This window comes from Pseudomonas sp. LBUM1669, assembly GCF_059695705.1.
Map to the genome: position 1 here is coordinate 5,379,149 of NZ_CP166784.1, position 15,852 is coordinate 5,395,000.

A 15,852-nucleotide genomic window follows, 5' to 3' on the forward strand; every position below is an offset into this window, starting at 1 on the left:
GAGCAGCAACATGGATTGCTGGTCTGTGCTGGAACTGCCCGAAGACGCTGATGCGCGCACCATCAAGCGAAGCTATGCGCGGCTGCTGAAAACCTTCCGGCCCGATGAAGATCCCGAAGGCTTTCAACGCTTGCGCGAAGCCTATGAGCGAGCGCTGGATGTTGTGCAATGGCGGGCCGAATATGCCGCCGAAGAACCTGAAGTCGCGACGGTCGAAGTCGGCGAACAGCCAAATCATGCCAACCTCCAGGCGTGGTCCGATGTGCTCGAGCTGCGTCCGCTGAGCCTTGAAAGTCCGGGCCCTCTTCGCTCGCTGAACCTTGCACCATCCGATCCCGCGCCCCTGCACGAACCGGTCATCACGCAGGACGAGCTGGCAGCGCGCACATTGCTCGATGGGCTCTCTGAGCAAAATCTGACCGAACGCTGGACGCAAGCGCAACAACAGCACTGCGCCCAAGCGTTTGAGAGATTGCTGCTGGCGTTGTGCTTCGATCACCCGGGCTTGCGCAATTCGATTGCCACCTGGGCGGTCCAGCACCTCGATTGGCTCGCGCCCTGGCAAAACGTCGAGATGACCGATTGGCAGCGAGACGCTCTCGCCAGTGGTTTGCTGCAGGATTATCGGCAGGCGTTGCAGGAGTTGCTCGAAGCCGGCAAGGAGCGGGAATTCCTGACGCAGCTCAAAAGTTACGCCGCACAACCCTGGCTGCAGGTGTTCGATCGACGCCAGGAGTGGCAGCGAATCCTTCTGCAATTGTTCAACGACACCCAATGGAGCCTGCCGCTGTTCGACCACGTCGGTCAGGTGTTTGGCTGGGACGATAAAAAAGGCATTCATCCTGAACCAGCGTCGCTCTGGCAGGCACTGATCGAGCGCTGTAATCAGGAAAGCTTCTACGCAAGCCTGCAAGTCAAGGCACAAGACAACCGGACCTGGCTGCCCGCCGATGTTCAGGCTGCGCATCTGCTGATGAACCCGATGAAGCCCGGGCAACAGAAGAAAATGGTCGACGGCTTTGGCCAGAACGAATGGCAGGCCTGCCATGACCTTGCGCAAACCCTTAAATGGCGTTACCCGCAATTGCGTTTACGGTTGCCCCACGCCGATGTTTTCCACTGGCGACGTTTCCTGCCGCGCCCCATTGCCGCCGAAACCTGGGTGCAAGTCTGGGCGGGTATCGCACTGGCGCTGTTTTTGTTTTATTTCCCGACCGAGTACAAATCCAAAGGCTTCAGCATCAGCATCCCGATGATATTCATCCCGTTGGTATTCGCCTGCGCGCCGGTCTGGTTTTTCCGATCAACCATGAGCTGGTGGGTGCCGTACACCGCGCATTTCATTGTCCAGGACCTGTGGCTGACCGAAGGCCTGGTCCCCCGACACTGGAACCCGGATACCCGCTGGCTGGTGATCCGACATGGTGCTCCGCAAGCCGTCCTCACGCTGCTGTTCGGGCTTCTGTTGGGTTGGCCGGGCATGGCGACTTATGTCGGTTTTATGCTAATCGGACTCTTGCACAAGCGCCGTATCGGTCAGCTTGATCCTGAACTGGCTGCTCGGCGTCCATGGTTGACCGCGCTGCATTGGGCGCACTTCAGTCCCTTGCAGTTAGTGTTTTTGCTGGTGATGGTCGGCGTCATCTTCGTGTGCCGGATGTATTTCCCGGAGTATCACCTGACTCATTTGATGTTCAGGTGAGCGATTGCCGGCCGATCTGCTTAAGTAACTATCGCCCGCGATCAACGCGGACCCACGCTGAAAAGGATCTGAGCATGTTCAAACTGACAGGACTTACCCTCGCGGCCCTCACCCTGAGCGCCGCCGCCCACGCCAATGTCGATCTGAAACTGGGCAGCACCGAACGCGTCACGCGGCTGTTCGCCTACCCCAACAACTGCAACGTAGTTTGCTTCCGCAACTGGACGCTTGAGCAGACCGTCGAGCACTACCTGACCCAAAGCGTGCAGCGCGATGGCTACAGCTCCGCGAAAGTGCGGGTCAAGACCGATAACGATCAGCTCTACGCCGACATCAGCGGTGTGCCGAAGGGTTACGAAAAACCCCTGGCCGCGCTGCTCAATGCCGGTGATCTGGCCTACACCGGCGCCAAAAAGCTCAACGTAGATGGCAAGTGGGCTTACAGCTGGTATTTGTTCCTGCCGCTGGGCATGGCCCTGGAAAACCGCAAGAGCGTCGAGCTGCTGCATTTCCCGCCGGATTACTCCCTGACGCAAGCCCAGGATTACCTGCGCTCCGCCACCACGGATCGCTGGGCCACGCTGCTGACCGACAACGGTATCCCCGCCGATCAGACGCCGGGCTACCAGACCATCATCGATATCGCACCGATTGCGGCGCCGGCCAGTGCGGGCAAGGATCTGGAAGGCGTCTACGACTACTTCAAGGACTACCAGACCACCATGGTCAAAGAGGTCAGCCAGAACGCTCGCGGTGCCGCATTGCCGATGGTCGCGTTCGGCGCTCCGGTGCGTAACTGGATCAAGCAGCAATATGGTCCGACCGTGAATGTGCTCGGTCTGGCCACGATCAGCCCGAGCGAGGGAGTGAAAGTGCCGGTGCTGGGTTCCAACCACCCGAGTTACATCTGGTACGCCGCCAACCCGGAGAGCTACACCGGCGACGATGCTCAGGCCAAGGCCGACGCCGCGGGGCTTAAAGTCATGGGCCAGGACTTGAGCGCCGCCTGCTGGCAGGCCGGTATGGGCAGCAAACCCGGGACCGACCCGACCGTTCAACTGAAAGGTTGCACCCAGACGTGGCAAGTGACCCAGAAAGAAAAAACCTGCGAGCTGTTCTACACCTCAATCCGCAACCTGACGCCTGAACAAGCCGTGGCCAAGTGCGCAACGACGCCGATCCAGGCGCAACTCAAACAGCTGCAAGCCCCGGCGCCTGAGACTGCGGCCCCTGTGCCGGCGCTGTAATCGCCCTTACACTTTTGCGCGTGAGTGAAGGCTTACGCGCAAAAGCGCACTTCCCTCCTGTCAGTTCTGACAGTAGACCTGTCGTTTAATTTGCGAGATCTTGAGGTAAACCTCTGTGTTGCAGGGCTGACAGGACGTCAGTTTGGGAAGTCGCAACGCGCTGCCGACAAGGATCGTTATGAAACCTCATTCCCTGCACGGGACCGTTGCGCAACCTCCCGATGGAATCTATCCCTTCCCGGAGCTACCGCTGGGCCTTGGATTTCCCTCCCGGGACGATTTCGAGATTATCTACAACGCCAGTGGATTGGCGGTGGCTATCGTAGCCCTGCGCGAATTTCCACGGATCAGCCGAATCTGCCGCGTGTCGGGGCATCTCCTGCCTTATCGCCATCCACATACCCGGCAACTGGCGCCTGGTATCCACGTCTACGACCCACACTTCAGCGGTCTGCTCAGTCACTCTTGTGACCCCAATGTCTTTTTCGACATGAGCGAGCTGTGGTTGTGGGCACTGAAGGATATTAAGAAAGGCGACACCCTGACGATGGATTACGCCACGACCGAAGACAAACTGCTGCGCCAGTTCGCCTGTCAGTGCGGGTCCCGGGAGTGTCGCGGCTGGATCTGCGGCTACGAAGAATCGCCGAACGCCGACGGCCAGTTGTATTTCCACCACTGGCGTCGGCGCAGTCTCTGTTAAACCGTTTTACAGCGTCTCGACCGGACGCAGTCGGTACTGCGGCGGCAATTGCTCAAAGCCGCTGATGGTCGTGTTCAGGCTTTTCCAGCGGCCATCCTTGATGCCGTAGATGCAACCGTGGATCGACAGGTTCTGCCCGCGATGCCATGCGTTTTGCACAATGCTGGTATGGCCGACGTTGGCCACTTGCTGGATCACGTTGAGCTCGCAGAGACGGTCTACCTGTTCTTCTTCGGTCGGCAACTCGGCCAGTTCTTCGCGTTTTTCATAATAGAGGTCACGAATCGAGCGCAGCCAGCCGTCGATCAGGCCCAACTGGCGATCCTGCATCGAAGCCCGTACACCGCCGCAGCCGTAGTGGCCCGTGACGAGGATGTGTTTGACCTTGAGCACGTCGACCGCGTACTGAATCACCGACAGGCAGTTGAGGTCGGTGTGCAGCACCACGTTGGCCACGTTGCGGTGGACGAACAGGTCGCCGGGCAGCATGCCGACGATCTCGTTGGCCGGCACACGGGCGTCGGAACAGCCAATCCACAAGTATTCCGGCGTCTGTTGGCGAGCCAGCTTGGAGAAGAAGTCCGGATCTTCCTGTTTGATCGCCTCGGCCCAGCGTTCGTTGTTATCAATCAGATCTTGTAATTCGTTCATGCTGTAAAGCCTCAAGAATGATGCGCTGGTTTGACAGACAACCGCCCGTCGGGGTCACGCGCTTGATGCAAGTATTGCCGGTGGAATTCTCAGGAGTTCAGCGGGTCCACCGTAGTAAGGCCCACAGTATGAGGAATTGCCATGACTGATTCACGACGTCCGTTCGATGCGACGCAGCCCGAGCCCATCGACGACAACGAAGACCGCATGGGTTCGATGCATGAACTGGATTTCGACGAGGACGAACCCAGCGCGAAAATCGGCGACGAACTGTCGGAAACCGAGCGCGAACGGCTGATGCCTCGGGAGCGTGTGCGTGAAGCGGGCATGACGGGGGCCTCGACCGATGACCATGAGTCTACCGATGATGACATGAGTCCGGAAACGTTGATCCGTGAAGACGGTGCGCGGGATGCCCATGAGGCCGGTGAAGGCAATCAGGCGGATTGGGATTTGAGCATTGTCGATGAAGACGATATTGGCGGGGGGAATGGGCTGGATGAAGAGGAACTGGCGCGGCGGGATCCGATGGATGGTAATCGTTGATCGTTGATGTCAGTCAGAACGGCTTCGCGGGCAAGCCTCGCTCCTACAGGATTGGTGTCGTACCCACTAATCCCGTAGGAGCGAGGCTTGCCCGCGAAGCTTTTAAAAAGGCTCAATCGACGAGGGTACAGGCCATGACCACAGCATCTTCCCGCCCGCCAACGGCCGGATAATAATCCCGTCGCCGCCCGATCTCGTTAAACCCATACCGCTCATACAACTTGAACGCCCCACGGTTACTGTCGCGCACTTCCAGGAAACATTCCCGCGCCTTGGCGTCATACGCCCGGGACATCAAATGCTCCAGCAGCGTCAAACCCAGGCCACGGCCCTGATTCTCCGGTTTGACGGTGATGTTCAGCAGATGCGCTTCATCCAGAATGATCTGCACCACGCCGTGACCGACCTGTTGCTGACCTTCGAACATCAGCCAGATCTGGTACTTGCCCAGCCCATCGAGAAAAATCCCGCGGGTCCAGGGATGGCTGTACGCCGCGTATTCGATTTTCAGTACAGCGTCCAAGTCCGCCTCGGTCATCGGGCGAAACGATACAGCGTCACTCATTCGATTCTTTCCAGCGCGCCATCAGCCGACGCATGGCTTGCCAGACATCAGCCTTACGCTGTGGCTCTTCCATTAATAATTCCAGGCCCGGCAGGGCCCAGACCGAGCCCAGGCCTTCGACCTGGAGTTCACGGTTGAAGGATTCGGCGTTCGCTTCACCGGCAAAACGCACCGCTGGCAGACCGATCAGCCACACGCAGACGCACGGAGCGTCTTCCAGCCGGGCCGAGAGGAAACCTTGCACAAAATCCCGAGCGGCTTCCGGCCCCTGGTCCATGGTGCCCCGGGCCAGCAGCGGCCAGCGGACCGGCTCGCCGATGATCTGCGGGGCGTCAGGCAGACCGGCGGCGCGCAGCATATCTTTGAGCAAAAGATAGGCTGGATCGCGGGTCTGGAACGGTTCGCCTGTGGGTAACTCGACCAACAGCAGGCAACGACCGGCGCGCAACAATTGCAGGGAAAAACGCGGTGGCGGCACTTGGACTGCCTTGGCGACGACCGGTGCGGCCTCTTCTTCGACCTTGGCGTTCGTGCGGGTGCTGGCCAATGAGGGGCGCGGCACCTCGATCTTGACTCGCTCCGTCGGCGCCACCATCGGCGCAGCCGCTACGTTGGCGGCAGGCGCAGGCGCAGGTGTGGACGCCGCTACCACCGGCGCGGCGGCGACCAACGGCTCCGGCATCGCCAGCAGCTCGGGACGCGAGGGCGCGGCAAAGGGCAATTCGGTGCGCGGCAGCCAGTTGACCACCTGCATGGCGGTCAAATAGGCGCGGCGACGGGACTCGATAAGCAAAGGTCGGCCACTTGTGGATAACTAAAGTGCGCTGATTCTACCGCCCTTCGCTCAAGATCGCCCGCGCTTGATCGATACTCTTTCCCTTAGAAACAGCTACAGCCCGTCCCGAGAGTGAATCGCATCGGCCCCGATGCAGTACAATCGCGGCTTTTAATCGCCAACCAGCCGGCCATTCCGATGATCGAACCCAAGCGCGTCTTGCGCGCCCTCGCTGAACACTGGGCACTTCTGGAGCCACTGTGCGAGCACTTCGACCAAGGCACATTGAGCCTCAACGAACTGCGTTCACAGTTGGCCGCCCAGCAACTCGACAGTACGCCGCAGGACATCACCAGCCTGCTGGACGTGTGGATCCGCCTCGACATTCTGGTTCCCGTGGCGAAAAGCCCGAACCGTTTCGAGCTCAACGCGCAGATCCACGACTTCCTCGCTTACCTGCGCCGTGAGCACCGTCTGGGCCTGTGCCTGGAGATCGAAGCCTATCTGCGCCACCTCGAACGCCTTGCCGGTTACATCCAGGACGCCTTCGACATCCGCGACGGCCACGACCTGGCGCGTCAATTGCGCCTGCTCGACATGCGTGTGCGCGATGTACTGAAGAAGCTCGCGAACGACGAACAGGCCCTGGTGGCCGTCGCCGAACGCGCCAAAACCAGCGACCGGCAAATCCCGCTGCGTCAGCGTTACGCCGAAGTGCTGGCGACCTGGGACGAATACGTCGAGCCGATGATTCAGTTGGTGAACGCTGACGGCGCCTTCGAGCAAGGCGTGCGCAAGGTCGAAAACGTCCTGCTGAAGATGCTCACCGAACAGCAGCGCCTCGGCCATCTGGTCGATGACGACATGCTGCTGCGCACCCACGCGCGCATCCTCGAAATGCAGACCAGCGCCCAGCTGACCCTGCGCCACGCCCGCGAATTGTTGCTGCCGCTGCGTGAAGAAGCGCGCCGCCACAACGCCGTGACCCGTGGCGCGGCGCTGGCCTTGTCGGCCATCCGTCGCAAAGGCATCGATGCGGTGCCACAAGCCGCGATGCCGATGTTCACCCGACCGCAAAGCACCTTCCTCGGCAGCGCCAGTCAGGTTGAAGCCTACGTGTATGCGCTGGCGCGTTTCGAGCCAAAACCGGCGCGCTTCCCCAAGGCCCACAAGACCCAGAAAGGCGAAGCCCCGCGCGCGCCGCGCACCGTTCGCGAAATGCTCGAGCGCTGCGAAGACGCCCTGCCAATGCCGGATCTGATGACCTGGCTGCTGGAGCAAGAACCGGACGGCGCCACCGACGAATTGCTTTATTGGTTCTCGCGCCTGTCGCGGGAAAAACGCTTCAAACGCGAGCGTCTGGAACGTCGCGATTACCACACTCACGAGCACCAGGTCAGCCTGCGCTCCTTCGCCCTGCTCTCGGCCGGCGACAGCGCCGCCGAGAATTCTGCGAGCACTCCACATGCATCTTGATCTATCCGAACTGTCCCAACTGGCGCCGATCTTTCGCGAGCTGTTCAAGGGTTACCACGTCAGCCGCCGCGACCCGGAGCTGTACGCGCAACTGTCGAACTTCCAAGACCAGTACCGCACGCTATTCAGGGCGCTGGGCTATGAGTTGGTCTGCGACACCCGTGGTTTCTACTACTTCGTGCCGGATCTGGCCGCTGCGGCAGTGAACAAGACCGCACAACGCCTGGCGCTGTTCACCTTCATCCTCGTCGAGCATCTGGCCGACCAGGGCCGCGATCCGGTCGCGGTGCTCGATGGTGGCAGCCTCGGCCGCGATGAATTGCCATCGCTGCTGGAGAAATACCGCGACTTGTTTATCCAGGCCGAAGTGCAGACCGTCGAAGAACTCGAAGAAAAAATCATGCGCCGCATGACCCAACTCGGTTTCGCCGGCGAAGAAAATGGCATCTACCGTTTCCTGCCGCCGATGCACCGTTTCCTCGATGTCTGCCTGTCGGTTCAACAAGACCGCGACCTGGCAGCCAGCCTGCACAGCGTGTTGCCGTTGCCGGTTCCAGTGCTGATCGATGACGACAGCGACGAAAAACTTTTGGAAACCGATGACCCGCTCGATCTGAGCGACTTCGCTGAAGAAAGCGAAGAAGACGCCATGGCCCGTGCCATCGCCGAAGAACAGGAGACCGACGCATGAGCAAGGAACGCTACGGCATTCGCCGCTTTGCCCTTTTGAACACCGCCGGTTACAGCCTGGGCCTGTTTCCGCTGGAAGAACCGTTGTCGGTCTACGGCGCGAACAACCTCGGTAAATCCGCGTCGATCAACGCCTTGCAGTTCCCGATTCTGGCTCGCATGTCGGACATGAGTTTCGGCAAATACAGCCTGGAACAATCCCGTCGTTTCTATTTCGCCTCGGACACCAGTTACATTCTGGTCGAAGTCTCGCTGCCTCACGGTCCGCATGTGATCGGTGTGGTCGGTCGCGGCCCGGGCGGTGGATTTGGTCACCAGTTCTTTGCCTATGCCGGCAAACTGGACCTGGCCCATTACCAGAAGAACGACACCTGCCTGCGGCAGAAAGAGCTGTTCACCAACCTTGAGCGCGAAGGCCTGAAAGCCTACGAGCTCAAGCCGGATGAACTGCGCCGCTTGCTGGTCGGCGGTCACACTTCGATTCCGCTGGACCTGACGCTGATCCCGCTGCGCTCCACCAGCGAGCAGAGCCTGAAGACTTTCCGCGCGCTGTTCATCAACCTGCTGCACATGCGCGAAATCACCGCGGCCAAGCTCAAGCAATTGTTCCTCGATGCCTTCGAACACAGCCTGCGTTCCGGCAGTGTCGATTACATCGCCGCGTGCGAAGAAGCGTTCCGCGATGTACGCCGCATGGAGCAGGACTACAACTCGCTGGTCACTGCCGGCCCATTGGTTGAGGCGCTCGCAGCCGGCGTAACCCAGCGCAATATCCTGCGCGGCAAATTGCACCGCATTTCGCCGCTGCTCGACTCCCTGCTCGGCACTTGGTCGGACTACGCCAGTGCGCGCAAGGAAGAGCTGACGATTCAGGCCGAGCACTACCGCAACGAGCAGGACGCCCTGCAAAACGATCAGCGCGGCGGCACTCAGGAATTGATGCGCCTGGAGCGGGAGATCACCGGCATCCAGCGCTGGCTCGGCGAACTGTCCGCGCTGAAGAATCGCTTCGCTTTGGTCGATGACGTCAAAGTGCTGGAGCAGCAACTGCTCGCGGCCAAGGACGCGCACGATGAACTGGCCGGTGCATTGGCCCAGTCGCGACAGTTCTCGGCCGAAGACCTTGAAGAACGTCTGCGGGACCTGGAAAAACGCCTTAAATCGGTGAAGCAGCAACTCGATCACGCCGACAACAACAGCTACGCCCGTCTGCGCGAAGAGTTCTCGCAGCAGGACGTCGAGCGCCTGATGCGCCTGTTCAACAGCGCGCTGTTCAGCCTGCCGCTGGGTGAGCACGGGATTACGCTGGACGAGGACGGTCAGTGGGTCAAATCCCTGGAGCTGATCCTCGACGGCTTCAAAGGTGAGCGTTTTGAAGTGCCGGGGCTGGCCATCGACATCTCGCACATCGAGCCGCCCGCCCTGCAAGCCCTGGCTGACCGCGCCGCGTTGCGTGATCAGAAAGAGCGACTGGAGAAAGAGCTCAAGCAACTGAAAACCCAGGCTGCCGTGGTCGCTGACCGCGCGGCGAGCAAGACCCAGACCGAAGCGCTGTACCAGCAAGTGCTGGATGCGCAGAAAGCCCTGGAAGATTTCCGTCGCGCGCAAACCTTGAGCGCCGAGGAAGGCGACAAGCTGGAGCAACTGGCGCAGATGGAAGCGGCGCAGGACGAATTGAAGCGTTCGAGCGATGCCTTCACCGAGCGCGTCCAGCAACTGTCGGCCAAGCTGCAACTGGTCGGCCGGCAGATCGGCGACATGGAAGCCAAGCAACGCACCCTCGACGACGCCTTGCGCCGCCGTCAGCTGTTGCCCGCAGACCTGCCGTTCGGTACGCCGTTCATGGACCCGATCGACGATTCAATGGACAACCTGTTGCCACTGCTCAACGACTATCAGGACAGCTGGCAGGGTTTGCAGCGCAGCGATGGCCAGATCGAGGCGCTTTACGCGCAAGTCCGTCTCAAGGGCGTGGCCAAGTTCGACAGCGAAGACGATATGGAGCGTCGCCTGCAACTGCTGATCAACGCTTACGCACACCGCACCGAAGAAGCGCTGACCCTCGGCAAGGCGCGTCGTGCAGCGGTGACCGACATCGCTCGGACCCTGCGCAACATCCGCAGCGACTACGACAGCCTTGAGCACCAATTGGCGCTGTTCAACCGCGAGATCAACAAGCGTCAGGTGTCCAACCTGCAGAGCTTCCGCATCGTGCTCGCGCCGAACAAGGAAGCGCTCAAGCACATCGACCAGATCATCCACAGCGCCGGCCAGTACGAAGAAGGCGAAACCCTCTCCGTGTTCGACCTGAGCCAAAGCGCCGATCAGGACAACAAGAACGAAGAAGCCAAGGAGTATCTGGCGCGGTTGGTGGCGGCGAACCACAACCAGCTCGGCCTCAAGGACTTGTTCGAACTGGCCTTCGAGATCACCAAGGTCAATGGTCAACCGGTTATCCACACCGACATCGACGGCGCAGCCTCCAACGGCACCACAATGACCATCAAGGCGCTGACCAACATGTACTTGTTGCTGCACTTGATGGACCGCGACCAGGCCGGTCGCGTGCGCCTGCCGTACTACCTCGACGAAGCGGCAGACATCGACGAGAAGAACCAGGCAGCGTTGCTGGAAACCAGCCTGCAACTGGGTTTCGTGCCGATCCTGGCGAGTGTGAAGCCGCAGGTCTGCGCCAGTGTGGCGATTGACCTGGAAGGTGGCAGCGGGCCGAACGGAATCTACATTGATGAGGCGGACTGGAAGTACATTCGTCGCCATGATGAGGTGAAGGCTGTGGTTAGCGTTGAAGCGGATGAGCCGGAGCTGGATGCGGTCTGATTTTGCGTTAAATCGAAGGCGATAAAAAAGGCCGCGATCCAATGGATTGCGGCCTTTTTCATTGTGTGGGATTTGTAGTGAACTTCAGCGCCTCTTCGCGGGCAAGCCCGCTCCCACAGTGATCGCTGTTGTACACAACATCTGTGTTTAACACACAACCCTGTGGGAGCGGGCTTGCTCGCGAAGGCGTCATCCCTGACGCCGATGGACTATTTGCCGAGTGAAATCTTCGGCGCCCAGGTCAGCCATTCATCTTCAAACTTGTCGAACAGCGGGAAGGTTTGCTCAGGCCGCGCCGGACTGCCCATGCGATCACCCTCCGGCGTGGCGAAGGCGATGCCGCCCTGAATCAGCGTTTCCAACGATTCAGTACGGACCGTCGCACCTTTGAACAAGCCGTAGTCGAACCCGAAACCACTGGTGTTCCAGAAACGCGTGCCGCTGCGTACCAACGGCGCGTACTTCGGCTCGATCAGAATGTGCACCAACACACGGTCAGCGGTCTGACCCAATTCATAGCCTGTCACTTTGCCCACGGTGACCTCGCGGTACGTCACTGGCACACCGGTTTTCAGTGAACCACGGCGAGCGGCGCTCAGGACCAGACTCAAGCCGGCCTCTTGTTTGGCCGACTCCGGTGGCGTGGTCAGGGCGACGAAATTCTTCTGGGGGCCGAGGTTCTTCGCTGCCGGCTGCACTTCGATGTATTGGCCAGTTACCAGCGTTTCCAGGTTGGAGGTCTTGATCAGGCCCAGCTCAGGCTTGACCACCCAGAACTGCGTGCCGACCCTGGCAATACGCTCCGGCACTTCGGTGATTCGGGCGGTGAGCATCACCGATTGCAGGTCATCGCTCAGGTCGACATCTTCGATCTTGCCGACATCCAGGCCTTTGAATCTCACGGGAGTACCGCTGCGCAAGCCATCGGCACGATCGACCTTGATCGTGACCACGGTGCCTTTCTGATTGGCCTCTTCATGGTTGGCGAACAGGCGGAAACGTGGAATGCGCTTCTGCAACGGCGCCTTGGCTTCCGGGGTTTCGAAGGCAATGCCGCCGGCCATCAGGCTTTGCAGCGACTCGCTTTTGACCTGGATTCCGCCGGTCAAGCCGCCCGTGAGCGTGATGCCGCTGGCATTCCAGAAGCGTGTCGAGGCATTGACCAGACCTTCGTATTCTTTCTCGATGTGCACACCAATCACCAATTGCTTTTTGGTGCGTGAGAACTGATAACTTTGGACCGAACCGACCTTGACCTGCTTGTAGAGAATCGGGCTGCCGACCTCCAGTGAGCCGAGGTTTTCGGTGAACAGCACCAGGTGCAGTCCGGGTGCACGCAAGTCGAGCGGTGGTGGCTTCGGCCGTGCCACAAACTCGCGCTGCGGTGCGGCGCCCTTGTCTCCTGGACGCACGGCGATGTAGTTGCCTTTGACCAACGCTTCGAGACCGGTGATACCGGCCAGCGAAATCGACGGTTTGACCACCCAGAACTGGGTGCCTTCAACCAGATAGTCTTCAGCCAGAGGGTCGAGGGTCAATTCGGCGGTGGCACTGGATAGATCTGGATCGATCTTGAGCGCTTTCAGATTGCCGACCTGAATGCCTTTATACATAACCGGTGTGCGACCGGCCTGCATTCCTTCGAAGTCGCTGAGTTTGACCTTGACCCGAATACCGGCGGCGGCGGCATCGAAATCTTCGTAGAGACGGAATGGCAGGCTCGGATCGGTGGGCGGGCTGTCCTTGCGGTTCTCCGGCGTGGCGAAGGCAATACCGCCGGCAACAATGCTGGCCAGAGACTCGCTGCGCACTTTTACACCGGACAGGTTGGCGTCGATGCTGATGCCGCTGGCGTTCCAGAAACGTGTGTGTTTGCGCACCAGATTGGCGTAGGTAGGCTCAATGAACACTTTGAGCTCGACTGTGCTTTGGTCTTCCGAAAGCAAGTAGCTTTTGACCTGGCCGACCTTGATCTGCTTGTAGAACACTGGGCTGCCGCGATTCAGTGAGCCGAGACGATCAGCCTTGATGGTGAGGTGCAGACCGGGCTGAGAGTCCGAGAGAGGTGGCTCTTCAGCCAGAGCCTTGAACTTGCGGGTAGGCTCGCCCTCGCCGGGGCTGATGGCCACGTAGTTGCCGGACACCAGCGTTTCCAGTCCGGTGATACCGGCCAGCGTCACGCTCGGCTTGACCAGCCAGAAACGGGTGCTGGTCCTGAGGTATTGCTCCACGTCCTTATTCATCTCCACGGTGGCGATCACCCCCTTGGAGCTGCCTTCGTCATCGAGTTTAAGGGTTTTCACCTTGCCGACTGACATGCCCTTGTAGACGACTTCAGTCTTGTTGGCCTGAATACCTTCACCGCTTTCGAAACGCACCTGTATCTCGATACCGGTTTCGCTGTAGGCACGCCAGCCGAGCCAGCCGCCAATGATCAGAGCGATCAGGGGCAGCACCCAGATGGCAGACCAGTTCGAGGCCGGTCGGGTTTTAGCTATAGGCAAATCAGTCATGGTCGTCGTCCGACTCCGTGTTATCCCAAATCAGTCGGGGATCGAAAGTAACTGCGGCAAGCATCGTGAGAATCACCACACTGGCGAAAGCGATGGCGCCAAGATTGGCTTCGACGCTGGCAAGCCGTCCAAAATTCACAACCGCCACGAGGATGGCGATTACAAAGATGTCCAGCATCGACCAGCGGCCGATGAACTCGATAAAGCGGTACATCCAGATTCGTTGGCGTGCCGAGAGTGGCTGGCGGCGTTGTACTGAAAACAACAGCAGCGCGATGCCCACCAGCTTGAACGTGGGTACCAGAATACTGGCGATAAAAACCACGGCAGCGATGGGAATCATTCCATGCTGAACCAGCTGGATAACGCCCGACATGATGGTACTGGGATCGCCCTGCCCTAATGAGCTGACAGTCATGATCGGCAGCACGTTGGCCGGAATGTAGAGAATCGCTGCGGTGACCAGCAGTGCCCAGGTCCGCATGACACTGTTCGGGCGGCGGGCGTGCACCAGCGCACCGCAACGGGTGCAGGTTTGCTCGTCGGTGTCGGCTTCCTGCTTGTTCAATTCATGGCATTCGGTGCAAATCAGAATGCCTGCATCAATCGCCCGCATGGGCATCCTCTCCTGACAAAGCCTGCCAGATCTGATGAGGCGACATCACAACCTCAAGCCAGACCTGGACCAACAACAAACTGATAAAGCACGCCAAACCAAGACCTACGGTAATGGCTGCCATATCTGCCAGTTTTACGATCGCCACCAGTACGCCCATGAGGTAAACCTCGAGCATCCCCCAGTCCCTTAGATGGTGATAAATACGGTAGAGCAGCAAACCGTAGCTGCGTCCGATATCAAACCGGATGCTCAACAGCACGGCCAATTGGCAGAGCAGCTTGAGCAAGGGGATTCCCATGCTGCACAGGAACACAATCACCGAGACGCCTTGCATGCCGGTATCGAACAGACCGACAACGCCGGTCCAGACAGTGTCTTGCGACGATTGCCCGAGTAGATTGAGCTGCATGATGGGTAAAAAGTTCGCCGGGATATACAACAACAGCGCGGCGATGACCAACGCGAGACTGCGCTGCACCACGTTGTGCCGATGGGCGTAGAGCTCGTAACCGCATCGCGGGCACAGGGCTTTCTCGCCATGGGCGAGCTCGGGCTTGCGCATCAGCAAGTCACACTCATGGCACGCCACCAAGTCGTCCAGCGGTAATTCTGACAGCCCGGGGGCGTCAACCGGATCTGGCATAAAGGCTCTGGCCTCCGAAAAAGTTGGACCTATTCTAGTGTCATGAGTCGAAAATAACTGTGCAAAATTGTGTTGTGATCGGAGGAGTACTTTCCTGCGAACAAAACAAAACCCCTACCTGCATACGCAGATAGGGGTTTCGGAATTTAATCTTGACGATGACCTACTCTCACATGGGGAAACCCCACACTACCATCGGCGATGCATCGTTTCACTGCTGAGTTCGGGATGGGATCAGGTGGTTCCAATGCTCTATGGTCGTCAAGAAATTCGGTAGCCAGGTCGTTCTCCTTACGGATTACGCTCCAGCGAATGGGTATGTGATAGATCTCGGTGTTTTGTGAGTCTTTCGAACTTTCGGTTCGTTTCGTCTTCACACACCGCAATCTGGTGCTCTTTCGCTTTTCAGCTCAAAGCTTGCAAATTGCTTGGGTGTTATATGGTCAAGCCTCACGGGCAATTAGTATTGGTTAGCTCAACGCCTCACAGCGCTTACACACCCAACCTATCAACGTCGTAGTCTTCGACGGCCCTTCAGGGGACTCAAGGTCCCAGTGAGATCTCATCTTGAGGCTAGTTTCCCGCTTAGATGCTTTCAGCGGTTATCTATTCCGAACATAGCTACCCGGCAATGCCACTGGCGTGACAACCGGAACACCAGAGGTTCGTCCACTCCGGTCCTCTCGTACTAGGAGCAGCCCCTCTCAAATCTCAAACGTCCACGGCAGATAGGGACCGAACTGTCTCACGACGTTCTAAACCCAGCTCGCGTACCACTTTAAATGGCGAACAGCCATACCCTTGGGACCGGCTTCAGCCCCAGGATGTGATGAGCCGACATCGAGGTGCCAAACACCGCCGTCGATATGAACTCTTGGGCGGTA

Annotated in this window: 13 protein-coding genes and 2 rRNA genes (1 of these 15 running past the window's edge); 7 read left to right on the forward strand and 8 right to left on the reverse strand. The window is 59.1% G+C overall.

The annotated features are described in order from the left end of the window. Positions 1–10: 10 nt before the first annotated feature. The 3 genes from ACA051_RS24965 to ACA051_RS24975 all read left to right on the forward strand — a co-directional run bounded on the left by ACA051_RS24965 (position 11) and on the right by ACA051_RS24975 (position 3,652). On the forward strand, positions 11–1,702 hold the full coding sequence (locus ACA051_RS24965) for a J domain-containing protein (RefSeq protein WP_497372334.1): 1,692 nt from the start codon (positions 11–13) through the stop codon (positions 1,700–1,702). Positions 1,703–1,776: 74 nt separating this feature from the next. Next, positions 1,777–2,949 carry a hypothetical protein gene (locus tag ACA051_RS24970; protein ID WP_497305451.1) on the forward strand — a complete coding sequence of 391 codons (1,173 nt, stop codon included), beginning with the start codon at positions 1,777–1,779 and terminating at the stop codon, positions 2,947–2,949. Between the two features lie 178 nt (positions 2,950–3,127). Continuing rightward, positions 3,128–3,652 (forward strand): SET domain-containing protein-lysine N-methyltransferase, encoded by a 525-nt coding sequence (locus tag ACA051_RS24975; RefSeq protein ID WP_497305452.1) that lies wholly within the window; start codon positions 3,128–3,130, stop codon positions 3,650–3,652. Between the two features lie 6 nt (positions 3,653–3,658). On the opposite strand, the gene can is transcribed toward ACA051_RS24975, so the two are convergent. Then, positions 3,659–4,303 (reverse strand): carbonate dehydratase, encoded by a 645-nt coding sequence (gene can, locus ACA051_RS24980; RefSeq protein ID WP_497305454.1) that lies wholly within the window; start codon positions 4,301–4,303, stop codon positions 3,659–3,661. Positions 4,304–4,444: 141 nt separating this feature from the next. Between can and ACA051_RS24985 the strand changes: the two genes are divergently transcribed. Next, entirely contained in the window at positions 4,445–4,849 is a 405-nt protein-coding gene (locus ACA051_RS24985) for a serine kinase/phosphatase (protein ID WP_497305455.1), read from the forward strand. A gap of 112 nt (positions 4,850–4,961) precedes the next feature. Here the strand turns inward: ACA051_RS24985 and rimI are convergent, their stop codons facing one another. Together rimI and ACA051_RS24995 are read right to left on the reverse strand one after the other, a co-directional pair. Then, the gene (rimI, locus tag ACA051_RS24990; RefSeq protein ID WP_008145534.1) at positions 4,962–5,414 is read right to left on the reverse strand and encodes a ribosomal protein S18-alanine N-acetyltransferase; all 453 of its coding nucleotides are present in this window, start codon (positions 5,412–5,414) and stop codon (positions 4,962–4,964) included. Then, a complete protein-coding gene (locus ACA051_RS24995; protein ID WP_497310661.1) occupies positions 5,407–6,168 on the reverse strand; it encodes an energy transducer TonB in 762 nt (253 codons plus the stop codon). Before ACA051_RS24995 ends, rimI begins: the two co-directional genes overlap by 8 nt. A gap of 219 nt (positions 6,169–6,387) precedes the next feature. On the opposite strand from ACA051_RS24995, the gene mksB reads away from it, so the two are divergent. From mksB to mksF, 3 genes are read left to right on the forward strand one after another with little or no spacing between them, the layout of a single operon-like run. Then, positions 6,388–7,665: an Mks condensin complex protein MksB gene (gene mksB, locus ACA051_RS25000; RefSeq protein ID WP_497305459.1), complete on the forward strand. Its 1,278-nt coding sequence runs from the start codon at positions 6,388–6,390 to the stop codon at positions 7,663–7,665. Then, positions 7,655–8,356, forward strand: a complete 702-nt coding sequence (mksE, locus tag ACA051_RS25005; RefSeq protein ID WP_347805955.1) for an Mks condensin complex protein MksE — start codon at positions 7,655–7,657, stop codon at positions 8,354–8,356. Before mksB ends, mksE begins: the two co-directional genes overlap by 11 nt. After that, a complete protein-coding gene (gene mksF / locus ACA051_RS25010) occupies positions 8,353–11,193 on the forward strand; it encodes an Mks condensin complex protein MksF (RefSeq protein ID WP_497305461.1) in 2,841 nt (946 codons plus the stop codon). Before mksE ends, mksF begins: the two co-directional genes overlap by 4 nt. Positions 11,194–11,402: 209 nt before the next feature. On the opposite strand, the gene ACA051_RS25015 is transcribed toward mksF, so the two are convergent. The 5 genes from ACA051_RS25015 to ACA051_RS25035 all read right to left on the reverse strand — a co-directional run. Further along, positions 11,403–13,706 (reverse strand): PqiB family protein, encoded by a 2,304-nt coding sequence (locus tag ACA051_RS25015; RefSeq protein WP_497305463.1) that lies wholly within the window; start codon positions 13,704–13,706, stop codon positions 11,403–11,405. Next, complete coding sequence (locus ACA051_RS25020) at positions 13,699–14,322, reverse strand: paraquat-inducible protein A (protein WP_010458355.1); 624 nt, start codon at positions 14,320–14,322, stop codon at positions 13,699–13,701. Before ACA051_RS25020 ends, ACA051_RS25015 begins: the two co-directional genes overlap by 8 nt. Beyond that, positions 14,309–14,968 (reverse strand): paraquat-inducible protein A, encoded by a 660-nt coding sequence (locus ACA051_RS25025; protein ID WP_077749035.1) that lies wholly within the window; start codon positions 14,966–14,968, stop codon positions 14,309–14,311. The genes ACA051_RS25020 and ACA051_RS25025 overlap by 14 nt, the downstream gene beginning before the upstream one ends. A 150-nt stretch (positions 14,969–15,118) precedes the next feature. Continuing rightward, a 5S ribosomal RNA gene (gene rrf, locus ACA051_RS25030) occupies positions 15,119–15,234 on the reverse strand. Between the two features lie 173 nt (positions 15,235–15,407). Beyond that, positions 15,408–15,852, reverse strand: a 23S ribosomal RNA gene (locus ACA051_RS25035); it runs 2,447 nt beyond the window's last position.